23 protein-coding genes and 2 pseudogenes are annotated in these 23,797 nt (G+C 42.7%); 4 read left to right on the top strand and 21 right to left on the bottom strand.

The window, feature by feature from the left end; genetic code table 11:
- Window positions 1–80 precede the first annotated feature (80 nt).
- Window positions 81–1,292, bottom strand: a complete 1,212-nt coding sequence (locus tag CL176_RS05290) for an AI-2E family transporter (RefSeq protein WP_205528143.1) — start codon at window positions 1,290–1,292, stop codon at window positions 81–83.
- Between the two features lie 289 nt (window positions 1,293–1,581).
- Here CL176_RS05290 and CL176_RS13000 point away from each other — a divergent pair.
- Window positions 1,582–4,247 (top strand): annotated as a pseudogene (locus CL176_RS13000) (cation-translocating P-type ATPase).
- On the opposite strand, the gene CL176_RS12660 reads toward CL176_RS13000, so the two are convergent.
- From CL176_RS12660 to mgsA, 5 genes are all read right to left on the bottom strand, one after another.
- Window positions 4,248–4,709, bottom strand: coding sequence for a group II intron maturase-specific domain-containing protein (locus tag CL176_RS12660; protein ID WP_240430616.1), 462 nt, complete (start codon window positions 4,707–4,709; stop codon window positions 4,248–4,250).
- A complete protein-coding gene (locus tag CL176_RS12845; protein ID WP_118990365.1) occupies window positions 4,706–5,077 on the bottom strand; it encodes a reverse transcriptase domain-containing protein in 372 nt (123 codons plus the stop codon). The genes CL176_RS12660 and CL176_RS12845 overlap by 4 nt, the downstream gene beginning before the upstream one ends.
- A gap of 207 nt (window positions 5,078–5,284) precedes the next feature.
- On the bottom strand, window positions 5,285–5,587 hold the full coding sequence (locus CL176_RS12650; RefSeq protein ID WP_162890835.1) for a reverse transcriptase family protein: 303 nt from the start codon (window positions 5,585–5,587) through the stop codon (window positions 5,285–5,287).
- Window positions 5,588–6,191: 604 nt separating this feature from the next.
- On the bottom strand, window positions 6,192–8,795 hold the full coding sequence (gene clpB, locus CL176_RS05260; RefSeq protein WP_240430615.1) for an ATP-dependent chaperone ClpB: 2,604 nt from the start codon (window positions 8,793–8,795) through the stop codon (window positions 6,192–6,194).
- 153 nt (window positions 8,796–8,948) lie between these two features.
- Window positions 8,949–9,371, bottom strand: coding sequence for a methylglyoxal synthase (mgsA, locus tag CL176_RS05255; protein WP_118990362.1), 423 nt, complete (start codon window positions 9,369–9,371; stop codon window positions 8,949–8,951).
- Window positions 9,372–9,547: 176 nt separating this feature from the next.
- Between mgsA and CL176_RS05250 the strand changes: the two genes are divergently transcribed.
- A complete protein-coding gene (locus tag CL176_RS05250) occupies window positions 9,548–10,063 on the top strand; it encodes a type 1 glutamine amidotransferase domain-containing protein (RefSeq protein WP_118990361.1) in 516 nt (171 codons plus the stop codon).
- A gap of 69 nt (window positions 10,064–10,132) precedes the next feature.
- Here CL176_RS05250 and CL176_RS05245 read toward each other — a convergent pair whose 3' ends face one another.
- The 9 genes from CL176_RS05245 to aroA form a co-directional block, all read right to left on the bottom strand.
- A complete protein-coding gene (locus tag CL176_RS05245; RefSeq protein ID WP_338053757.1) occupies window positions 10,133–11,047 on the bottom strand; it encodes an aldo/keto reductase in 915 nt (304 codons plus the stop codon).
- A gap of 122 nt (window positions 11,048–11,169) precedes the next feature.
- Entirely contained in the window at window positions 11,170–11,646 is a 477-nt protein-coding gene (locus tag CL176_RS05240) for an AI-2E family transporter (RefSeq protein ID WP_118990360.1), read from the bottom strand.
- A gap of 75 nt (window positions 11,647–11,721) precedes the next feature.
- Window positions 11,722–12,021, bottom strand: coding sequence for a HesB/YadR/YfhF family protein (locus CL176_RS05235; RefSeq protein ID WP_118990359.1), 300 nt, complete (start codon window positions 12,019–12,021; stop codon window positions 11,722–11,724).
- A gap of 322 nt (window positions 12,022–12,343) precedes the next feature.
- On the bottom strand, window positions 12,344–12,979 hold the full coding sequence (locus tag CL176_RS05230) for a response regulator (protein ID WP_118990358.1): 636 nt from the start codon (window positions 12,977–12,979) through the stop codon (window positions 12,344–12,346).
- Window positions 12,976–14,064, bottom strand: a complete 1,089-nt coding sequence (locus CL176_RS05225) for a sensor histidine kinase (RefSeq protein ID WP_118990357.1) — start codon at window positions 14,062–14,064, stop codon at window positions 12,976–12,978. The genes CL176_RS05230 and CL176_RS05225 overlap by 4 nt, the downstream gene beginning before the upstream one ends.
- Entirely contained in the window at window positions 14,061–14,804 is a 744-nt protein-coding gene (liaF, locus tag CL176_RS05220; protein ID WP_162890834.1) for a cell wall-active antibiotics response protein LiaF, read from the bottom strand. The genes CL176_RS05225 and liaF overlap by 4 nt, the downstream gene beginning before the upstream one ends.
- 252 nt (window positions 14,805–15,056) lie before the next feature.
- A complete protein-coding gene (locus CL176_RS05215) occupies window positions 15,057–15,335 on the bottom strand; it encodes a chorismate mutase (protein WP_162890833.1) in 279 nt (92 codons plus the stop codon).
- Window positions 15,322–16,431 carry a chorismate synthase gene (gene aroC / locus CL176_RS05210; RefSeq protein WP_118990354.1) on the bottom strand — a complete coding sequence of 370 codons (1,110 nt, stop codon included), beginning with the start codon at window positions 16,429–16,431 and terminating at the stop codon, window positions 15,322–15,324. The genes CL176_RS05215 and aroC overlap by 14 nt, the downstream gene beginning before the upstream one ends.
- Window positions 16,409–17,743 (bottom strand): 3-phosphoshikimate 1-carboxyvinyltransferase, encoded by a 1,335-nt coding sequence (aroA, locus tag CL176_RS05205; protein WP_118990353.1) that lies wholly within the window; start codon window positions 17,741–17,743, stop codon window positions 16,409–16,411. The genes aroC and aroA overlap by 23 nt, the downstream gene beginning before the upstream one ends.
- A 140-nt stretch (window positions 17,744–17,883) precedes the next feature.
- On the opposite strand from aroA, the gene CL176_RS05200 reads away from it, so the two are divergent.
- Both CL176_RS05200 and CL176_RS05195 read left to right on the top strand, forming a co-directional pair.
- Complete coding sequence (locus CL176_RS05200; protein WP_162890832.1) at window positions 17,884–18,399, top strand: shikimate kinase; 516 nt, start codon at window positions 17,884–17,886, stop codon at window positions 18,397–18,399.
- 119 nt (window positions 18,400–18,518) lie between these two features.
- Window positions 18,519–19,987 (top strand): annotated as a pseudogene (locus CL176_RS05195) (IS1182 family transposase).
- Window positions 19,988–20,098: 111 nt separating this feature from the next.
- Here the strand turns inward: CL176_RS05195 and greA are convergent.
- From greA to CL176_RS05165, 6 genes are all read right to left on the bottom strand, one after another.
- Entirely contained in the window at window positions 20,099–20,581 is a 483-nt protein-coding gene (gene greA / locus CL176_RS05190) for a transcription elongation factor GreA (RefSeq protein ID WP_118990351.1), read from the bottom strand.
- 12 nt (window positions 20,582–20,593) lie between these two features.
- Window positions 20,594–21,217, bottom strand: coding sequence for a uridine kinase (gene udk / locus CL176_RS05185; protein WP_118991571.1), 624 nt, complete (start codon window positions 21,215–21,217; stop codon window positions 20,594–20,596).
- Between the two features lie 107 nt (window positions 21,218–21,324).
- Window positions 21,325–22,575 carry an endolytic transglycosylase MltG gene (gene mltG, locus CL176_RS05180; protein WP_118990350.1) on the bottom strand — a complete coding sequence of 417 codons (1,251 nt, stop codon included), beginning with the start codon at window positions 22,573–22,575 and terminating at the stop codon, window positions 21,325–21,327.
- Window positions 22,576–22,774: 199 nt separating this feature from the next.
- Window positions 22,775–23,074 carry a DUF1292 domain-containing protein gene (locus CL176_RS05175; protein ID WP_118990349.1) on the bottom strand — a complete coding sequence of 100 codons (300 nt, stop codon included), beginning with the start codon at window positions 23,072–23,074 and terminating at the stop codon, window positions 22,775–22,777.
- A gap of 20 nt (window positions 23,075–23,094) precedes the next feature.
- The gene (gene ruvX / locus CL176_RS05170) at window positions 23,095–23,529 is read right to left on the bottom strand and encodes a Holliday junction resolvase RuvX (protein ID WP_240430594.1); all 435 of its coding nucleotides are present in this window, start codon (window positions 23,527–23,529) and stop codon (window positions 23,095–23,097) included.
- On the bottom strand, window positions 23,529–23,789 hold the full coding sequence (locus CL176_RS05165) for an IreB family regulatory phosphoprotein (protein ID WP_118990348.1): 261 nt from the start codon (window positions 23,787–23,789) through the stop codon (window positions 23,529–23,531). Before CL176_RS05165 ends, ruvX begins: the two co-directional genes overlap by 1 nt.
- Window positions 23,790–23,797 lie beyond the last annotated feature (8 nt).

Here is a 23,797-nt window from a genome sequence, read left to right as displayed (position 1 = left end):
CATAGCTAAATTTCATAGACATTCTATCCTTTATCATCACAAAAACGCACATCCTGTTCTTTGAGAATGTGCGTTCATCATTAAGCTTCGTGGAAACGATGGTTACGATCCTCGTCTGCTTGGTGTTTCACTTCTTCACGCAAGGCAACATCATTTCGAATGAGGCGATAAACAGCCGATGACAGTGGTACTCCCATTAACATACCAGGGATTCCCCAGAGGCCGCCCCCGACCGTTACCGCTGCAAGAACCCAAATACCAGGTAGTCCAATAGAGTCTCCAACAACCCGAGGATAAATCAAGTTTCCTTCAATTTGCTGGACGACGACGATAAAGACAATAAACAGTAAACCTTGCAGCGGATTTTGCACCGCAATCAGTACGAAACCGACTGCACCGGATAAGTATGCCCCTACAATTGGGATTAAAGCAGTAACCCCCGTCAAGGCACCAATCATGGCTGCATATGGGAAGCGGAAGATAAACATACCAATCGCAACCATAGCCCCTAAAATAAAGGCTTCAATCACTTCGCCTGTAATAAAGCTATGGAATGATTGATCAAAGATTTGTAAGACATACATTAACAGATTATGCCCTTTCACTGGTAAATACGCTTGTGACAAACGGCGGAATTGCTGGCCAAAGCGTTCCTTCCCGAGTAGAATATATAGGGCGAAAATAAGCGACAAGAAGATATTAATCACAAAGGAAAGGACAGACGATACTGTTGATACCGTGGTGCCAATCACATTAGATGTTAAGCCGTTCAAGAAGTTCAAGATGCGGCGGGTTATCGCCTCAACATTCAAGGAGTCCAAATTGACGTAATCATCGAGGAATGGCCACAATTTTTCGCTCTCATGTATCAAGTATTCAATCGATTGACCAATCATTGGCAGTACTTTGATGATTTCTTGGATAACAGAAATAATTTGGGGAATGATCAAATACAATACGAAGGAAATAACTGCCACAATAACAATAAGGGCAAGAAGAATGGCTACAGGTCGCCTGGTTGCATTCGCCAATTTACTTTCAGCATTCGGATACAAATACCGCTCAAAGAGATTCATCAGAATATTTAAGACGTAAGCTATACACGCGCCGATAACCAAAGGCTTGGCAACGATCCAAATATACTCTAATAATTGCAGTATATTCTTGTAATTCATAATAACAATAACGGCAATTGCGCCGATGAGAAGATATTTCCCAATCAAGCGATCTAATTGCTTCCAGTTGGACAAACAGACCAACTCCCTTCTTTCAACTGATGTCAATTTTAGCATCTATTTCCTATTAATGGAATCAAAATTTGCCATTGCATAGAATTATCTTTTTTTGCACGGATTAGTTCAATGGTATTAGTTCGTAACTTTGATAACTAGCCATCATTCGCTAAGTCCATTGATATTAGTCCTTGGTTATTGACGTTTCAATCTAGTTATATTATTTCAATTTTATAATAAATTATAGTACTTTTATACTATGAACAAAGTTGGATAGTTCTCTTAAAGGAGGTATCAGATAGCGTACCGTGAAAGTGTCGAAGCGTTACTTGAGGAATATGATGTAAATATGGATGAAGGTTTGAGCCAAGAGGAAGTCGAGCAACGCCTAGAAGAATACGGGGAGAATGTGTTAGATGAACAGGAAGCCGTTTCTCCTTGGGAACTGCTATGGCAGAATTTGAATAATATTATTGTCTATTTATTGTTAACTGCAGCGGTTATATCCGTGGTCATGGGGGATTGGGTCGAAGCTATTGCGATTCTGCTAGCGGTTCTCATTTCAGTACTCACGGACTTTTTCGTGGAACTCAGTGCCCAGCAGTCGGTGAATGCTCTACAGGATATGGTAGAAACAAAGGTAAATGTCCTCCGGAATGGGGACAGCCAGGAAATCCAATCGACGGAAATTGTTCCTGGAGATATTCTCTTATTAGAAGATGGGGACGCGATACCTGCTGATGGACGTTTACTAGAGGCCAATAACTTTGCGGTTATTGAAGCTTCCTTAACCGGTGAATCCGAAGCTATTGATAAAGACCCTGACGCTAAATTTAGTGAAGAGGTACCCCTGGGCGATCAAACCAACATGGTCTTCTCCGGGACGGCAGCAACGCGGGGCAGTGCCAAAGTTTTGGTAACGGCTACGGGGATGGACACTGAGGTGGATGACATCTCGGGGATGATCGATGAAGAGGATGAAACAGACGAGACACCTTTAGATAAGGAAATCAATCAACTGGCCCGCGCTTTAATTATTGTAGCCGTGGTAGCTGCTGCCCTTGTTCTAGTCATCGGTCTCTTTACTGGCCAACCTTTCGCCGAAATGCTGCATACGGCGGTTATCCTCGCTGTTGCAGCCATTCCCGAAGCCTTGCCAGCCGTTGAGACAATTACCTTAGCAAATGGGATGAATCAAATGTCTGATTACGAGGCGCTCGTTAAATCCTTAGATAAAGTTGAAACACTGGGCTCCACTTCAGTTATCGCAACGGACAAGACCGGTACTTTAACCGAAAATCAAATGATGGTCGAGCGGATTGTCCTAGCTAATGGTGAAGTCTATGATGTAAGTGGTCGTGGCTATGAACCTGAAGGTGATGTTCACCAAGATGAGGAAGCCATTGCTTTCAGTAGCGAGCAAGCATTTGAGACAGATGATTTAGACGAAGCAGAGCTGCTTTGCATCATTTCATTCTTTCCGGACGTCTCTCCAGTAATGCACAGCTCGTCCAAGAAGACGATATGTATACGATTGAAGGCGACCCGACAGATGGTGCCCTAACCGTCTTAGGTCATAAGATTGGTCTAACGAATGAAGTGCTTGAAGATTCAGTCATCGAGGCGATTGCCGAATTGCCTTTTGATTCGGAGCGTAAATACATGGCTGCCCTTTACACCTTCCCAGATGAAACGATGCATTTGATTATTAAAGGGGCGCCGGACGTGCTCTTGGATATTACTGGTACAAAAGATACCCAATCCTGGGAAGAAGCCAACCAAGACCTCGCTGAAGGAGGCATGCGGGTCATCGCCCAAGGCTCGGTGGAAATTTCCGAAGAGAACGTTTAAACAGCTGAAGAGGATATCGAAGCCTTTGTCGATCAGCATCAAAGTGATTTAACGCTGGATGGCTTATATGGCATTGTCGATCCTCCGCGTGAAGATGTTCCCGATACTATCGCCACAACACAAGATGCTGGTATCGCCATTAAGATGATTGCCGGCGACCATCCAAGTACGGCCGCTCGAATTGCTGCTGATATTGGCTTAGAACATGCTGATGAAATTATGACCGGGGAAGATATTGATTCCGCCATTGATGATGAAAATTTCAACGAACGCATCCTCAATACAGGCGTATTTGCCCGGGTCTCACCAGAGAATAAATTGCAATTAGTTCAAGCCTTGAAAGAAGAAGGCGAAGTCGTAGCCATGACGAGTGACGGTGTAAATGATGCACCCGCTTTAAACGGCGCAGATATTGGCATTGCAATGGGCATCCGTGGAACTGAAGTCGCCAAGGAAGCATCCGATATGATTCTCGCAGATGACCGCTTTGGAACAATTGTCGATGCAGTTCGAATTGGACGCATCATCTTTGAGAATATTAAGAAATACGTTTCTTTCCTCTTCTCTTGTAACATGGTTGAGATTCTGTCCATTCTCCTGACAATTACCTTCATGTTACCGATGCCCGTACAGCCATTACACATTCTCTACTTAAATTTACTTATTGATATTGGCCCAGCCATCGCCCTTGCCTATGAGCCGGCCGAATCAGACGTCATGGAGAAAGCGCCACGCAAACCCGAAGAAGGCTTGGTTAACCGAACATTTATCACTCGAATCATTCTAAGTGGTCTTGTGATTGGTCTAGGGACCTTCCTCGTCTTTTATGGAAGTTACCAAGTATTAGGCTTTGAATTAGATCATGCTCAGACCATGACCTTTACTTACATGGCTGTGGCACAATTAGCTCACATCTTCAATGTACGCATTAGCGATGGCTTCGCCTTAAATCAAAGCTTATTTAAGAATCGTATTCTTCTAATGATGATCGCCCTTTCCCTTATCCTACAACTTATTGCAGTTTATGTACCATTTATGAATAATGTACTAAACACAGTGCCTTTAGCACTCTTTGAATGGGGAATTATCCTCATAGCTGTCGTAATCGTCACGTTATCCGTTTACTTCCTGAAACGTTTATTCGTACACCAAGTTGAAGTTTAATTAATCGAGTAGGAGACTAGCCATTAATTGGCTAGTCGACCTCTCCCACCACCGTACGTACGGTTCTCGTATACGGCAGTTCAACAATTGAATATTTCGTATGAACGAACTCATCGCTTGGGGATTGATATCTTTCAATCCCCAAGCGATGAGTCTTTTTGTAGGCAGGGCTAGGCTCATTTGATAGGGCTTTGACAGACGCCAGTATCCTTTTCGGCTATTGGCGTACTGAATGGCTATTTCGTGAGGTAGCCCATATTTCCTCAGCATTTGGTATCTGGTTTTGACTCTCTTCCATCGACTCCAACACAATTGTCGGAGTCGACGGTTAAACCATCCAGCTGTCTCCTGTATGAAATGTTTCATTTGACCAATCCCATGGTAATGTATCCATCCTTGCGTGTATTGATTAATCGCTCGCACGATTGCCTTGAAACTTCCAGGTCGTTTGCGACTCGTCAGTTGCTTGAGTCGTCGTTTAAACTTTTGTTTAGCCGTCCGATGGGGGCGGTAACGTGCTTTCCCGCTATCATTGTAAAGCCAAACCTTAAGAGTTTCATACGTGATATATGAACCACTTCACTCTTTTCTGTGTTGACTTTTAAGCAGAGCACTTTCTCAAGAAATGTCGTGATGCTTTTCATCACACGCTCACCTGAACGTCGAGTTTTCACGTAAATACTAAAGTCATCCGCATAGCGAATAAACTTATGTCCTCGTTTCTCGAGTTCCATATCCATTATATTAAGATAAATATTGGATAATAGCGGTGAGATAACGTCCCCTTGAGGCGTGCCTTTCTTGGTTGGATGAACGAGACTGTCTTCCATATACCCTGCATCAAGGAATGATCAAAGTAGATAATTCACGGTTTTATCTTTGACGTAGTATCCTACGTAACTCATAGTTTCTGATAATGTACCGTGTCGAAATATTTCGATAAATCACAATTCACGACATATATATACCCCTCATTCGCATAGGCTTCTACTTGACGAATCGCGTCATGCGCATTGCGTCCTTTTCTGAAACCATAACTATAGTCTGAAAAGTGAGGGTCGATATATGGGGTCTAAGATGTTTAATATCATCTGTTGGACGATATGGTCTCGAACTACCGGGATGCCTAACGCTCGTTTAGCCCCATTCTCTTTCGGGATATATACCCCCTTTACAGGTAAGGGTTGATAGCTTCCATCCTTCACTTTCCGAAGAATAGCTGAGCCATATTCCGATATATGTTCTTCAATATCATCAACGGTCACCCCATCCATACCAGGAGCTCCTTTATTTGCATAAACCTTTTCGCACGCCAGTTGTAAGTTTTCTGGCGTTGCCATGAGATTTATTCATCGTTCAGAAATATTATCTTGGTTCTTGGTTCTCCATATTCTTAGTGTCGTCCTTGACCCCAATGCTTACTCTTTCGGCTTCCAGCCTTATCCCTCCACATTGGGTCGCCCCTTATTTGAACTTAATCGCGGGTGTTTTCGGTCATTGAGGAGTCAACGTCTACCTCCTTGTCTACTTCAAGATAAATTGTTGTTCAGCCCTTCAGTAACTTTGTTACCTACTATGGCTTCTGCTGACTTCTCATGATTCGTTGTTACTACGTCTTATGACGCCCATGAGACCTCCCCGGGTAAGCGCGATAACTTTCTACTCATGCCGCTGCTTTATTTACTGCTACAGATTTCGTGTAGTATCGGACTTCGCTTTGTTTAGCAAGCTCATCCATCTGCCTCAGCCTTGATATAAAGTTTCTGTTCGTCAGCGCAAGTATTTGCCTCCGGCTTCCTTCAGATTCCGCCTCACGGCGGACACCCTTGCCTTCGGCTAGCAGTTCCTACTACCAAGCCTGCAGTGGACTTTCACCACCGAGTTATCGCCCATGCCGGGCGCAAGCAAAAAGGCCACCACACATCTTGTGCAGTGGCCTTCTCATTAAGCGACCGGAATCGGTTCGCTGTCGAAAGCTATCGCGTCGTTTTGTAAGCTAATCGATACAATCGAATTCGGCATAATGTCCCCGGCAATAATTTGCTTGGCAAGAGGTGTTTCAACTTGCTTCGTGATAAAGCGTTGCAAGGGTCTTGCGCCGTATACTGGGTCATAGCCCATCTCAGCAAGCCAAGAGGCTGCTTCTTCACTGATGCGCAAATCAATGCCTTGTTGGGCTTCTAAACGAGCCGATAACTGATTGATAAATTTGTAGACAATGCGTGTCATCATATTCATCGAAAGTGGTGAAAACATAATGATGTCGTCAATCCGGTTCAAGAATTCAGGCTTGAAGTGTTCACGTAACAGTTGACGTACTTGTTTGGACGTCTCTTCGTTGATCGTACCGTCATCATCAACACCTTCTAAGAGGAGTTGTGAACCAATGTTACTTGTCATAATCACAACTGTATTCTTGAAGTCGACGATGCGCCCTTTCGAATCCGTCAAACGTCCGTCATCAAGCACTTGCAAGAGAATGTTAAAGACATCTGGGTGAGCCTTTTCAATCTCATCTAATAGGACAATCGTATATGGATTCCGGCGTACAGCTTCCGTTAATTGACCGCCCTCTTCGTGACCAACGTAACCTGGAGGAGCCCCCACTAAACGAGACACACTATGTTTCTCCATATACTCAGACATATCAATGCGCACCATATGGTCTTCTGAATCGAAGAGCACCTCGGCCAAAGCTTTCGCAAGTTCTGTCTTACCAACCCCGGTTGGTCCTAAGAAGAGGAAGGAACCAATTGGGCGGTTCGGATCTTGAATCCCTGCCCGAGAACGAAGAACCGCCTCCGTTACCCGGTCAATCGCTTCTTGTTGACCAATGACACGTTCTGATAAGGTTTCGTCCATTTTCAAGAGGCGGTGACGTTCACCTTCAACCAATTTCGATACAGGAATACCTGTTAAGCGACCTACGACATCCGCAATTTCATTCTCAGTCACTGCTTCTTGAGTTAGGCGACTTTCGCTCGTACCAGCTTGCTCGTGCTTGGATTCTAAGTCTGCTAACTCGCGCTCCAAGGCTGGAATCGTGCCATGGCGCAATTCGGCTGCTTTTTCTAAATCATAATTGGCTTCTGCTTCTTCCAATTTACGTCTTGCATCATCGAGTTCTTGACGCTTGTCGCGCAGTTCATTGGTAGCTTCCTTCTCAACTTCCCAGCGCATCTTCAACTCATTGGCTTCTTCGCGTAAGTCCGCCAACTCTTCTTGCAGTGTTTCGAGACGTTTCTTGCTGGCGTCATCGGTTTCTTTCTTCAAGGCTGCCTCTTCAATTTCCAAAGTCATCAAACGCCGATTAACTTGGTCCATCTCCAAAGGTACAGAGTTTAATTCCATCCGAATCGTCGCACACGCTTCGTCTACTAGGTCAATCGCCTTATCCGGTAAGAAACGATCAGTAATATAACGATCTGACATGGTTGCCGCTGCTACCAAGGCATTGTCATGAATATTAACCCCATGGTGAATTTCGAAGCGTTCCTTCAAACCACGCAAAATCGAAATAGTATCTTCCACATCCGGCTCTTGCACCATTACCCGTTGGAAACGACGTTCTAAAGCCTTATCTTTTTCAATATACTCCCGGTATTCGTCCAAGGTGGTTGCCCCGATTAAATGCAATTCCCCACGGGCTAGCATCGGCTTAAGCATATTCCCAGCATCCATCGATCCTTCGGCTTTCCCTGCCCCAACGACATTATGAATCTCGTCAATAAATAGCAGAATTTGACCTTCAGATTTCTGAACTTCATTGAGGACAGCTTTTAAACGTTCCTCGAATTCCCCGCGGTATTTCGCCCCTGCAATAAGTGAGCCCATATCCAAGGACCAAATTTCCTTGTCCTTCAGGTTCTCAGGCACGTCTTTACGGACAATACGTTGCGCTAAACCTTCAACGATAGCTGTCTTACCAACCCCAGGCTCCCCAATAAGAACAGGGTTATTCTTAGTCTTACGGGTTAGAATTCGAATAACATCACGAATTTCTTCGTCACGTCCGATAACAGGATCTAGCTTATTCGCTTTAACGGCTTCATTTAGATTCACCGCATATTGTTCTAATGTTTCATAAGTTGCTTCTTGATTTTGATTTGTCACTCGCTCGCCTCCTCTTAATTCTTCTATACGTTCTTTAAAACGACTTTGACTAACGCCTGCTTTGTCCAAGAATTGGGTAATTGGATTATGCTTTTGCTCATAGAGCGCCAGTAATATAACTTCGGTGGATAAATACTCATCGCCCAAGTCTTGCCCAATTTGACCAGCATCTTGGAATAATTGATTTAATCTTTGCGATATTTGTTGGCCGTATTGGACATTCGTGCCCTCAACGGTAGAGAGTTTATCAATTTCTGCTTCAATTAAAGCCTTCATTGCAGCCATATCAATGCCTAAGCCCTCATACAGCTTATAGGCGAAATGGTCAGCCTGCATAAAAATTCGCCATAAATGCGGAATATCAATTTGCTGATGATGTCTTGTAACCGCAATCTGTTGCGCTTCTCCTAAAGCTTGTTGCATGGTGGATGTCATCTTCTCAATCACATCATCACTACCTTTCATCTATATAATGTTTAAAGTCAGAAATGGTCAAGAAAATATTAGAAAATAGAATAGCCATTTCTGGCTAAGTCTATTATACGACATTGGTCAGGAAAGGTCAATAGTTAATTTGACTTTTATTGACTAAATTTCAATTTGGTCGAAATCATGCCCGCGTACCAGCTCGCGCCAGGCCATAAAGCCAGCATCTAGTGCCCGGAGTAAGCCTTCAGCCGACCCAACATTCGTTGCTAATGGAATATTGTAGACATCACATAACCTTAACAAAGCAGAAATATCCGGCTCATGAGCTTGCGGGGTCAGTGGATCCCGTAAGAAAATCACCAAATCAATATTATTGTTGGACACTTCTGCCCCAATTTGTTGATCGCCGCCTAGGGGACCAGATTTAAAGCGATGCACAGGTAAATTGGTCGCTTCTTGAATCCGTAAACCCGTCGTACCCGTGGCATAGAGATCGTGTTGGGCCAGAATTTCCCGATAAGCCGTTGTAAAAGCTACCATTTCATCCTTCTTCTTATCATGGGCGATGAGCGCTATCTTCATTCAATCTCCTCCTTAGAGCTATTATAGCGCATGATGAAAGCCTTTGCATGGAATTACCCTTATGCAGAGAACGGATTTATCAACTATGCAAACAAGTAATTGCCTAAACGTATCTTTTGTAACAATATTGATTAAAGGTTATAATTATATAAACCTTTAAAGAAAGGAAGATTTGAATGACAAAAGTTGCAACAGTCATTACTGATTTATTTGAAGATGTGGAATATACTTCACCACGGGAGGCTTTAGAAGAAGCTGGTCATGAAGTAGTGACCATTGGCATCGAAGCCGGTCAAGTGGTTAAAGGCAAGACTGAAGGTGTAGAGGTTGAAATCGATCAAGCGGTTAAAGACGCTGATGCAGCGGACTTTGACGCCTTATTAATCCCGGGTGGTTATTCTCCGGATAAATTACGGGCAGATGAAGACATGTTGGCCTTCGTTAGAGAATTTGCCTATGAAGAAAAGCCAATCTTCTCCATTTGCCATGCGCCCCAATTACTGGTGAATGCTGATGTCTTACGCGGTAAACGGGTGACAGCCGTTAAGCAAGTCGCTGTCGACGTTATTAATGCAGGTGGCCTCTTCTTTGATAAAGAAGTCGTCACAGACCCATCTGGTCTAGTGTCAAGCCGTACCCCGGAAGATATTCCAGCTTTCAATGAAGCTATCATCAAAGCTTTAGAACAATAAGCTAACTTATAAATCCTCATAACACCAACAAATAGGTGTTATGAGGATTTTTTATTGGGTTATGTATTCTTATTTAAAGTCCGCAAACAGTTCGTCAATTGCTTGAATATCGTTTTCGCTCAATTCAAAGCTTACTGCTTTCAGGTTACTGCGCATTTGGTCTACATGCTTAGCCCCAGGGATAATTACATCCATAGAAGGCCGGCTAAAGTACCAGTTTAAGACAATGTGGACAATGTCCACCTCATATTTGTCAGCTATAGGCTTTAACTGCTGAACTTTGCTGACGATCGTTTGGTAACGTTCGCCCTTGAAGTTAGCTTGGCCACTGCGCAGATCGTCTTCCGGAAAGGTCACTTCTTCGGTATATTTACCCGTCAATAAACCTGAAGCCAAGGGGAAATACGGAATAAATGTAATGTTATGCTCGGCCGTATAGGCTAATAAGTCCGCTTCAGCGCCTCGCTCTACCAAATTAAACTCCCCTTGGTAAACATCCACATCTCCGTTCTTATTGGCAATTTGCAACTGCTCTAGGCTGAAGTTAGATACACCAATCGCACGAATCTTACCTGCCTGCTTCATCTCAGCCAAAGCCGCAACCGCTTCGTCTTTCGGCGTCGCCTCATCTGGGAAATGAATATAGAATAAATCAATATAATCGGTTTGAAGACGTTCAAGCGCTTCATCAACCGATTTGCGCAGAAAGCCGGGTGAATTGTCCATAATTACTTCGCCAGCTTCATTCTGACTATGAGCAGCCTTCGTAGCGATGACCACATCTTCACGCTTGTATTCCTGCAAGACTTCCCCGATTAATTCTTCGGACCGCCCGTTCCCATATACATAAGCCGGATCGATGAAATTAATCTCGCTCTCAAAGATCGCCCGGAGCAAATTACGATTCTCTTCCTCATCAATATTAGGGTATAAATTATGCCCCCCCAATCGCATTAGCCCCAAAGCCAATCGGAAACACTTCAATGCCGGATTTTCCTAAACTTGCCTTATCTATCATATTAAGCCTCCTAGCCTAAGTTTAACAACATACTTGCCCTTACAACGTCAGCCTAACAAAAAAAGCACTTCCCTGCAAAGGAAAACGTTTAAGTTCGGTATTTAGCTAGGACTGTTCGATAGGCGGAAATAAATGGAATCGCAAGTGAAGCAATAAGAATTCCCCACACATTGAAGAGAATACTACAAAGGATCATAATCACTGCCGGCAACCAGAGCGGCATCGCTAAATCACGCCCCAGAAAGAAGGGTTCAATAAGCTCCGTAATTACTTCCACTAGCACATAAATTGCCAGCAATTTCCACCCTTGACTCGCATCTCCCGTAAGCCATTCTACAAGTATCCAGGGAATAAAGACCATCCCCGCCCCAATTACCGGCAATAAATCCAATATACTAATCCCAATGGCTATAAGCAAAGCCCAACCAAAAGATAAATCAACCCAGACAAAGCCCATCGTAAAGAGTAGAATGGTTAAACCAATCACCTTCGTTTGGGATTTCGTATAAACAAGGATATTGGATAGACCGAGTTTCAATACATCTAACCAGAATGAATGTGTCATCTTCTCACCTCATAGAATATATTACCGAATCGAATAAAAGATGCCATCCGACTTGAGACGGAAATATATGAGCAACTATTGCGGCTTCACATATTGATAGCTTGGTTCGTGGAGCTCTTCATTATACTGAACCTGTAAATCATGCCCATCGAAAAACCAGACATCGGCCGCCTCAACATAGAATAATAAGCCATTATCTGCCTGGAATTGCGCCCCAATTTCAACTGGCTTGTCTGGTTCAACGGCTAAAGCAAAGCCATTCTGCACCGGACTGTTGCCATAAATTTGCACACCGAAGCGAATCCCAGTCCCATCAGGACGCCCCATCTCTTCACTAAACCATGTCACTGCACGTGAATCTACTGTTATTTGCATACTTATCCCTCCAATTCTTACGGACATATTATACCTTGATGCTTCCAACTAGGGAAATGACTTGCTTATCTGGCCTGATAATAAATGAATCGGTCTCAGACTTAAATACTATCTTAGTGTTAATCATCAGCATCAAAACAGCCGCAACCACTATGAAAAACCAACAGAAAGCTGGAATAGATTCTTTCTGAAGGATATTCATTTTCACGCCACTTGAAATCGACTGTGGTGATGCCTTGAGTCGTCTGCTTATCACTGACGTGAGTAATTTTGTGAAAGTTGTTAAAGGCACCGATAATGTTCATTTTTTGTTAGACTTTAATTACTTCTCTTTCAGTCCATGTTGGTAAGCATAAATTGTCGCTTGGGTACGGTCACTCACTTCCAATTTGGATAGGATATTGGAAACATGAGTCTTGACCGTCTTCAAGGTAATGAAAAGCTCATCGGCGATTTCCTGATTACTCATGCCGTCTGCCAATAGACTTAAGACTTCCAATTCGCGTCCGGTAAGCTGGTCATGCAATTGGGGTTGCTGGGCTTGGCTATCGCGGTTGAGGACCTTCTCGCTAACTTCCGGCCCTATGACTTCATCCCCGCCATAGGTTGCCCGAATAGCTTCAGCAATCTCCTTAGCAGATGATGTCTTGAGAATATAACTTTTGGCGCCGGCTTCCAAGGCCGGGAAAACTTTCTCATCGTCTATAAAGCTTGTCACAATAATAATCTTAGCTTCCGGCCATTCCGCTAGAATCTTCTGGGTGGACTCAATGCCGTCCATCGTATCCATCACTAAATCCATCAGAATGATGTCGGGCTTTAACTCCAAGGCTTTATGATAACCTACCAGTCCATTATCCGCTTCAGCAATTACTTCAATATCATCTTGGGCTGCTAAATAAGCAGAAACACCCAAGCGGACCATTTCATGGTCATCAATTAATAAAACTCGTATCATTCCATCCCTCTACCTTCTGTTATTGATTGAGCTGCTAGCGGAATCGAAATATCAATCGTAGTGCCCTCTCCGACTTGACTGAAAATTTGATGGCTACCACCCATATTCTTCACCCGTTCAGCTAAATTATTCAAACCATAATGCCCGGCCAAAGACTCTTGATCGGGGTTAAAGCCTTTCCCGTCATCAATAATTCTAAGGCGTAAGACACCATTATTATCGTGTAAATATACTTCCAAGCGTTTCGCTTCCGCATGACGCAATGTATTCGAGACACACTCTTGGACAATACGAAAGATATGATCTTCTAAGCCCGATTCCAACTTAGGGACTTGAATATCCCAAGTCAACGTCATAGGAACTTTCGGATTCAGTTCCCGCAACAATTCTTCGACCCCTTGGGCCAAGGTCTTATCATACAGTTCAATCGGCCTAAGGTGTAAGAGTAAGGCCCGCATCTCAGATTGAGCTTTCTGCACAATCGACTCGACGTGTCCGACCTGTTTCAGAATAACTTCTTGTGAAGCCCCCTCTTCCATTTGCTCGCGTACTAAGGAAATCAACATCGTTGCAGCAAATAATTGTTGACTCACCGAATCATGAAGTTCCCGGGCAATCCGGTGGCGTTCCCCTTCTATAATCTCCTCTTTAGTCTCCTGAGAGACAAAGGTTGGGGCGGCCGATAATTCCTGCAAATCAGAATGAAGTTGCAATAATTTCTGCCGTAAACCTAGGATTGACCCACAAACTTGATTATCCGTTTCATACCAACTCACATTACGAGGCTTTTCTTTGAAAATCGGATGTTGATATTTTCCCATCAGTAACCAACTCAGCTGAGCTTGAATCATCTCGTAAGGCTGAGACAAGTTCAGCGCAAGATAAGCTGAATAGAATGCAGCAATTGTCACCAGTAAAGCTAGAACAAGCAAATATACGGGGATATTCAGCCAAGTCAAAGTAAGTAAGTCCTGCCAGGCTATTAAAGCGAAGCCTTCTACCAATAACAGCAAAAGCCCCAGCAGAATCAACCCTAACATGCTTAACTGATGCCAAAAAAGACGCAACCAAAGCCTAATATTCATAGCACGATCACCTCGACATCACCAAAGACAACTGAAAGCACCAACTTCATCCGCCTCGGAGAAGCTTGATAAGACGGACTTTCCCAGCGGAAATTCTCCCCGGTTAAGTCATAGCGTTGCTGTTCAAAGATAACCGCACCGGACATGGTACTGAAATTAATGTGCAAGCCAACATCACTGGGCACAATGATGCGCGTTCGGCCTACTAGCTTTCTTAACATAATAATGGATTCACCTTCCGGCAAATTAGTATTACCTAAGTCAACAATGGCATTGCCACCAAGCATTACCAGGTTAATATCATCCCATGCTTGTTGCTCATTTGCTTGGCTTAAATTCACTTGTTCCGTTACTAAAGGCTTCCTTTGCTTACTTTGCGGCTGGACTAATTTCACCCCAATATAAGTATTCTTACTAGCGGGCGAGACCAACTTCGCCTCACCCGTATCGAAGAATTCATTGCCTGTTGGCGCACGGAAAACAATCAGAAAGAGAATAAAAACCACGGCCAATAACCAGATCGACTGGGTGAGAAATATGGCTAATACGAAAGCAAACGTCGCAATAAACAAAGAAAGCCGACTAAGCCCTTTTCGTTCCACAAATATCGATGCCAATAGAAATAGCGTGCCGATAATAAAGGCTGCCAGTGAGTGCCAGTCTGTAAATATATCTATGACGAGCAACAGGATCACCATGCAGGCAATTATTAATAAATTCTGCTTCAAATACTCTTTCATCGCGCCCCTCCTTGTAGTTATCATTATAGCAAGCTTTAAGTGTGAGATGAAGTAATTACTAACAATTGCATAAGAGAAACAGTGAATATAAGCTGAGCAAACAAGCTCTAACAACGCAAAATAAATATAATACCCACCACCAAAAATACACCCAATCAGTGTCAATACTGCTGGATGCATTTTGGGCTTATTATATTTGGCTAAGCATGAATATTAGACTTCATTTCGCTTCAGCGCCGATAATGATGCTGATCATTCTTCCGCCTGCAACTCTTGTCGCTGAATATCCTTGGAAATGTCCATCAAACTTTGATAGAAACGCCGAATATCATCTTCAAAGCGTGTATCACTCACGGCCGAAACATTCCGCTCAAGAACAATGGCTTCCCGTTTCTCATCAAAGACCGGCAAGTCATGCGCCTGCTTATACTGGGCAACTTCAACGGCACACTTAAAGCGTGCTTCAATTAGTTTAGTTAGTTCTGTATCAATTTGATTAATTTCTTCTCGTAATTCCTCAAGACTTCGCAAATTCAATCCCCTCTTTCACCAAAATTAAATCCATCAACGCCAAGGCTGTCACTGCTTCTAGAACCGGTATCACCCTTGGAACAATACACGGATCGTGGCGTCCATGTGTTTCCATGGTCGTATTCTCGCCACTTTCAATATCTATCGTCTCCTGGTCTTGGCCAATCGAAGCCGGCGGTTTAATAGCCGTTCGAAAGACAATGGGCATTCCGTAGGTAATGCCACCGATAATTCCACCGTTATGGTTTGTTTTCGTCTTCACGTTGCCGTTTGTATCGTAATAATAAGCATCATTAGCTTGCGAACCTCGCATAGCAGCAATATCAAAGCCCGAACCGAATTCCAAGCCCTTCGTCGCCGGGACGGAGAAAATTAAATGCGCCAAGGTTGCTTCCACTGAATCAAAGAAAGGATTGCCATAGCCAGCCGGAACCCCGCTGACAATCGTTTCTACCACGCCGCCTACCGAATCTTCCGCCTGCTTGGCAGCATAAATCGCTTCTTCCATATCTGGGCGAACCTCTTCTTCAAAGAGCGGTAATTGTTCACTAGCCCATTTTTGAAGTAATTCAGTGGTTAATTCATCTTCTAAAGTATACTGGCGGTCGTAAATTTTCTCGATGGACAGAACATGTGCGCCAATGCGAATTCCCCGTTCCGCAAGCCAGCCCTTGGCAATGGCCCCCGCAAAAACTAAGGGCGCCGTAATCCGCCCTGAGAAGTGGCCACTCCCCCGGTAATCAGCGAAGCCATCATAGCGCATACGCCCCGGATAATCTGCCTGACCCGGCCGCATCAAACGCTTCATCTGACTATAGTCTTTAGAGCGGGTATTCGTGTTCCAAATGACCGCCGTCAAAGGGGCGCCCGTTGTTTGACCGTCTAAATAGCCTGAAACAATTTCTGGTTGATCCTTCTCCTTGCGTGGCGTCGTCAGATCGCTACTACCAGGAGCCCGACGAGCCATTTCTTTAAGGATGGCATCTTCATCTAAGCGAATACCAGCGGGTAAATTGTGTAAGGTCACCCCAATGGCTGGCCCATGAGATTCGCCGAAAATCGATACTTTTAATTTATTCCCCCATACGCCACTCATCTATCATTCCTCCTAATTTCTGAAAGTCCTGCCAGAATTCCGGGTAAGACTTAGCAACACATTCTGAATCTTGAATAAGGATGGCTTCGCTACATACCGTTGAAGCGACCGCCAACATCATGGCCATTCGATGGTCTTTATGGCTCCATACTTCGGCCTGTCCATTCAAGCTAGCGACACCATTGATAACTAAACTGTCATCAACCACCTCAATCGAAGCGCCAAGTTTACTTAATTCTTCAGCCGTTGCGGCCAGTCGATCAGATTCTTTTATGCGCAAGCGCTCTAAATGCTCAATCACCGTTTCGCCCGTCGCCAAGCAGGATGCTAAAGCAGTCACAGGGATAATATCGGGACACTGCGAACCGTCCAAAGTCACTCCACCCGTGAGTCCCCCGGCAGGTGCCAATGCTTGAATTGCATCGCCCTGTTCAACAATTTCCGCACCGAAGGCTTGAAGGAAATCCATAATCGCTTTATCGCCTTGGGCTGAATCTTTATCAAGTCCCTCTATCATAACATCATTGCCTAAAGCTCCCGCCACTAAGAAGAAAGCTGCTTGAGAATAATCTCCTTCAACCGTATAATCAGTAGCCTGATAGCTTTGTCCCCCAGGAATTTCGAAAAGTCCCTCAGCCCGATGAAAGTGCACTTGAATACCAAAGTGTTGCAAAACATCCAAAGTTAAATAAATATAACCCACCGACTCCAGTTCCGTAGTCAGTTTAATCTGTGAATCCTCTTCTAACAAAGGCAAGGTAAAAAGCAAGCCAGTGATAAACTGCGAGGAAACATTGCCTGCCACAGTATAAGTGCCTGGCTTTAAGCTTCCTGCAAGTTGTAAATCCAATAAGTCGCCTATACCTGCTCTATAAGATAAGCCCTGGTCCCGGTATATCTCTTCATATATCGTCATGGGCCGACTGCCTAATTTACCTCGTCCGATGAAATGTGTCTCTCCCGGAAATAGTGATGAGATAGGCACAAGGAATCGTAAAGTCGAGCCCGACTCATTAGCATCGATTTCTCGTACAATGCCTGTTTCTTGCTGGGCGCCGGTAGGATTCGCCCCGTGAATCATCAAGCTTACCCCTCCATCAATCTTAGGGTCGGGTACTTGATCGATACGAGCACCTAGCGTTCGCATGCCAGTAATGGTTGCTATGATGTCATCTGATAGTTGAATATTGCGAATGATACTTTGTCCTTCACTTAGGCTAGCTGCAATTACAACACGATGGGCCATGCTCTTGGAAGGAGGGATATGAACTATTCCGGAAAGCTTCTGTGGTTGAATACGTATATCACTCATGAAGATACTCCTTAATGATTAAAGTTTAACTTATTCTAACACAGAAATAATTAATAATCATTGAACAAAATGAGTGTTTCATGCCTATCCTTTATAGTGTATACTATAGTGTATACTGAAAAAAATGAAAGATGGTAATGATGAAAAACATTGTTTTAATTGGCCTTCCTGGTTCAGGTAAATCAACCCTAGGTAAACTTTTAGCTGATGAGTTAAATTGCACATACTATGATATGGATTGTGTGATAGAAGATAATCTAAATCAAAGTATCATATCTATTTTTAAAGACAAAGGAGAAGCTTACTTTAGAGAAATAGAGTACAATGTTGCTGATAAAATAACTAAACATAATCAAGCATCTGTTATAGCAACAGGTGGCGGTGTGGTTACAATGCAAAAAACAATGGTTGTACTTAAAGAGAATGGTTATACCATTTTTTTAAATCGACCTTTAAATAAAATTTATGCTGATATTGAAACAAAGAATAGACCATTATTACGAGATAATATCTTTCGGTTAGAGAGTTTATATAATCAAAGAATTCATCTTTATAGAGAATATGCTGACTATATAATTGATAATAATGGCGAAATTAACAATTGTCTTGATAAGTTAATTGAAGTTTCTAATAAAATTTTGTTAGCAAATACATAACAATAATTATAACAAAAGAGACTGCTGAAAAACCCCAAACAAGCGTTCCAAAATATGCGAGCGATTCGGTATTTTGGAACGCTTTTATGATATAACTATACTAAATGGAGGTGTCATAAATGCTGGTAAACCAAACATCTTTGCTCTTAAGTTCGTACTCAGAGTTATATGATTTATTAATTCCTGAGGATCATGTTCTTCATCAAATGAATGACAGGGTGGACTTTAGCTTCATTTATGAGGAGTTGTCTACCAAATACTCGCCCGACAATGGTCGTCCTGCTGAATGCCCATTCAGTTATTTAAATATCTACTCCTTAAGGCAATGTATGATTTATCAGATAGAGATCTTGTTGAAAGAGCGCGGTATGACATGTCCTTTAAGTACTTTTTGGGCTTAGCCCCGGAAGATACTCCCATTGACGTATCTACGCTCTCGAAATTTCGACGCCAACGTATTAAAGACGAGACATTGCTAGATATACTTATTCAAAAGTCTGTTGAGATAGCGCTTGATGAAGGTGTACTCGAAAGTAAAGATCTAATTATGGATGCCACGCATACCCACTCCATTTATAAATCGAGAAAACCTCAAGAAGTTCTCCATGAACGTGCCAAACAATTACGTAAAGCTATTGATAAAGTAGATGACTCAATTAAGGAAGAGCTTCCACCTCGTCATGATGAAGACAATCTACAAAGTGAGCTTGATTACTGTCAATCACTCATCCAAATGATGGAACAGAAGCCAGAATTACTTGCTTATGAAGCCATCAAACAAAAGTTAAACCGTTTAATTGAATCAGTCGAAGATGACTTGAACAATTTACACTCTCTAAGCAAGGACGATGCGAAACTTGGGCATAAGTCTGCAGATAGTTCATTCTTCGGATATAAGACCCATATCGTTATGAGTGGCGATCGAATTATTACAGCAGCTATTGTAACATCTGGCGAGAGAGCAGATGACCCTGAAATGAAGCAGCTCTATGAAAAGTCACGTAATAATGGCATGGAAATTGAAGCGATCACAGCAGACAAAGCATACTCTGGTAAGCGCAATATTGAATATACTTTAAAACATAATTTTGATTTAGTCTCACAATTGAATTCTGCTGTTATGGACGGTTATCGCAAAGATGAAGATAAATGGGATTATAACAAGGATGCTGAACGCTACCAATGTCCCGCAGGTCACTTAGCTATTCGCAAAGCTCGCCAAGGAAGAAAAGATGCCAAAGAAAATCAACGTGAGGTCTATTTCTTTGATGTGGAGAAATGTAAGATATGTCCAATTCAAGAAGGATGTTATAAAGTAGGCGCGAAGTCCAAATCATATTCTGTAACCATTCAAAGTAACTTACATCGACATCAAGCGAATTTCCAGGAAACAGATCGATTTAAAGAGAAAGCTAAGACGCGCTATATGATTGAGGCCAAGCATGATGAATTAAAGAACCGACATGGTATGAAACAAGCCAAAAGTGTCGGTTTATTAGGCGTGACTTTACAAGTAGGTGCAACCATATTCATAACGAATATGAAGCGAATAATCAAATTAAAGGAAGAAAAAGAAGCAAATAAGTAAAAATAATAGAGGCAATGAGTCACACGATTGAATTGGTGAAACTCATGACCTCTATTTTTTACGATTGTTGGGGCCAGCTCACAGAAATACGTGAGGTTTATCAGCAGCCTCTTAATTAGCTTGCTCAATTTTTGTGATTTTCACATCAAAAGCACCGCCTGGCGTTTCAATGCTTACGACATCACCTAATTTCTTGCCGATAATCGCTTGAGCAATTGGAGAATCATTCGAAATTTTGAATTCTAGCGGGTCTGATTCGGCTGAACCGACAATCGTATAAGTTTCTTCGTCGCCATCTGGCATTTCAACGAAAGTAACCGTACGACCAAGACTTACTTCATCGGCCGCGATGTCTTTATCATCGATGATTTCTGCAAAACGAATCATATTCTCTAATGTTGAAATACGGCCTTCCACAAAGGCTTGCTCATCTTTGGCTGATTCGTATTCAGAATTCTCTGATAAATCCCCGAAACTACGCGCAACTTTAATTCTTTCGATAATTTCCTTACGTTTATTAACTTTTAAATCTTCTAATTCTGCCTCTAATTTAGCTTTTCCTTCAAGTGTCATTGGGTAAACTTTAGCATCCATTAATCTAAACTCCTATTCTTTTATATTCAAAAATGTACTAATTTTCGTCGTAATTAAATCGAGACCTACTAGGTTGTATGCCTCTTCTGGTATAATAACATCCGCATAGCGCTTAGTCGGATCAATAAATTGATGATGCATCGGTTTAACCACATCAACGTATTGGCGAATAACTGACTCCACTGACCGGCCCCGCTCAAGCACATCACGTTGAACACGGCGGGCTAAGCGAATATCATCGTCCGTATCTACATAGACTTTAATATCCAATAAATCTCGAATAGCTCGATCATATAAAATCAGAATACCTTCAACAATAATAACTGACTGAGGGACCTGCTTTTCAGTGGCTGAACTACGGGTATGTTTCTTATAGTCATACACTGGTTTTTCGATCGCTTCACCTGCAATCAACTGCTTCAAATGCTCATAAAACAGTTCATTGTCAAAAGCATCCGGGTGATCATAGTTCGTCTTTAGCCTCTCTTCGTATGTCAATTGACTCTGATCTTTATAATACGAATCTTGAGCAAATAGCGTAACTGAATAACCAGAGAAATGTTCCATAATCGCTTTAGAAATACTGGACTTACCACTTCCCGAACCTCCGGTTACACCTATAACAATGCGCCCCATCCCAACACCTACTTTCCTTTTAATAATATAAATAAGCCGTTCACTTAACGTTAAAAGATAGAACAACGCCCTCTTTGAGGTCGTTGCTCTTCGAATACTTTAATTAATTACTGCGCAACTTCTTCAGCATCTCCTGCTTCTGGAACACCTTCATCTGCCACTTCCTCATCGTCTGCTGTTTCTTGAACGTTCGGTGCTTCATCTGCTTCAATGGAAGCTTGACGGGCATTAACGTGCTCTTCAACAAGTAACTCGTGCTCTTCTAAAGTTGCTGAGTAATAGATTTCTTGCGTATCTATATCCGCTACGAAATAGTAATAGTCATTCCAAGTCGGATAAATCGCTGCGGTTATCGCAGTTAAGGCCGCATTGCTCACTGGTCCAGGCGGTAAGCCAGTATTGGTGTAAGTATTGTAAGGTGATTCCGTTTCAATGTCATCATAAGTGACAAATTCCTTATGCTCACCCAGAGCATATAGAACGGTCACATCACTTTGGATTGGCATGTCAATCGCCATCCGATTATAGAAGACACCTGAGACAAGACCGCGGTCTTCTTCGGTAATTGCTTCATTCTCAATTATTGAAGCAAGCGTTAAGATTTGATGATATGTCAAGTAGGTATTCGGCATATCATCGACTAAACGTTGGTAGGTGGCATTACTTGCCTTCACCATTTCAGTAATGAGTTCTGTCGCACTCATTCCCGCGAAATACTCATAAGTAGCTGGGAAGAGATAGCCTTCCAGTGGATGTTCCATTGTATCCAATTCAGGCATACTCTCGAACAGGCTCGGAAACTGCTTCTGTAAACTTTCGATAAATTCTGGACTATCGACAGTTTCTAAGAACTCCTCTTCACTGATTGCTGTTTGTTCATCCACAACTTTAGCAATATCGGCAAGCGTTGTCCCTTCAATAACGGTAATATTCGTATCCGCATCGACGAAGATTGGCTCGCCACCTTTCTGGAGGACTTCAATCAATTGATCGGCATCCATTGCCTTTGAGAACTCATAGTAACCCGCCTGAAGTTCAGTATCATTCGTCCATTTCAAGTAATAATTAAAGATATCTCTTTGACTCACTAAGCCAGCATCTGCCAGAATGCGCGAAATGTCATCCGCCGTACTTCCAATCGGAATCTCCACTCGGATGGTTTCAGCATTGGTCGCATCTGCTGGTCCAAGGGCTTTCTTCACATAAGTAGTAGCACCAATGGCCGAGCCAAGGATAATAATAAGCATGGCTAGCAGAAGCCAATGAACAATCCGATTTGTCCAAAGACGTTCTTTAACATGCAAACTTTCATTCTGCTTGGCTTTCTCTTGCAGTTCTTTCCAATTGTCCTTTGCCATATATACTCCTTTTTTGCCTTGCGCACTAGTTCTCATCGCTTTACGCATTTCATGTCTGAGCGCCGTTAAAGCGGTAGATTAGAAAAAGTCGTCATCATATTATTGATGAGATTATACCAGAGCTTGCGCTAATAAACCATGAATATTCTTTGACAAAAAAAGATAACACTTCTACATAAATGTAAAAGTGCTTGACCGATTAGGCATCATCCTCTAGAAAGGTATTCAATACTTCTTCGATCATATCCCATTCTTCGTCAGTTTCAATTGGCAGGAGTGCTCCTGATTCGCCCTCAGAATCTTCCGTATAAGAATAGGCTTGTAATTCAATTTCTTCATCGCCAGCCACACCGGCAGAGTACAGCAAGACATAATTCTTGCCATAATCATTGGATTCAAAGGTAAATAAAATCTGATATAAGGTTTCATTGCCCTCTTCGTCAACAATCGTTATGAACTCATCTTGTTCGTGATCATGTTCATGATGTGTATCTGTCATAAGGAACCCTCTTTCTAATGTTATGGTTGGCTATCTAAGTAATTCTGCAATATTAATACTGCAGCTAACTTATCAATAACCTCTTTGCGTTTCTTGCGCGACACATTTCCTTCTTGAATTAACATCCGCTCTGCTTGAGAAGTGGTTAAGCGCTCATCTTGATAGACAATGCGTACATCTGGGTACGCTGCAGCTAACATCTCCCCATATCGCTGAGAGGCTTCTGCCCGCGGACCTAATGTATTATTCATATTCTTAGGTAAGCCGATGACAACCGTATCCACATCATGCTCTTTAATCAAAGTAATTAAGGTGTCAATAGCATAGTCATCTGCCTCTTCATCAATGCGTAATGTTTCCAATCCTTGAGCTGTTAGACCGAGCAAATCGCTAAGGGCAATGCCTACGGTGCGACTCCCCACGTCTAAACCCATACTCCGTTTATATCCCGCCATTAAGATTCTTTACCTGTGACATAATATTCCACAAGTTTCTCAAGCAATTCATCCCGTTCATAGCGACGAATTAAATTTCTCGCATCATTATGACGTGGAATATAAGCTGGGTCACCGGATAATAAATAACCCACAATTTGGTTCACTGGATCATAGCCCTTCTCTTCCAAGGCATGATAAACTGTCTCCAAAGTTTCTCTGACTGATCTTTGTTCCAAATCATCCAATTTAAACATGATTGTTTCGTCCAATGATTTCATGCAGCACC

The organism is Suicoccus acidiformans (assembly GCF_003546865.1).
GTDB classification, from domain to species: domain Bacteria; phylum Bacillota; class Bacilli; order Lactobacillales; family Aerococcaceae; genus Suicoccus; species Suicoccus acidiformans.
The sequence above is the reverse complement of the archived record's forward strand: the minus strand, read 5'-3'. Positions and strand labels throughout refer to the sequence as shown.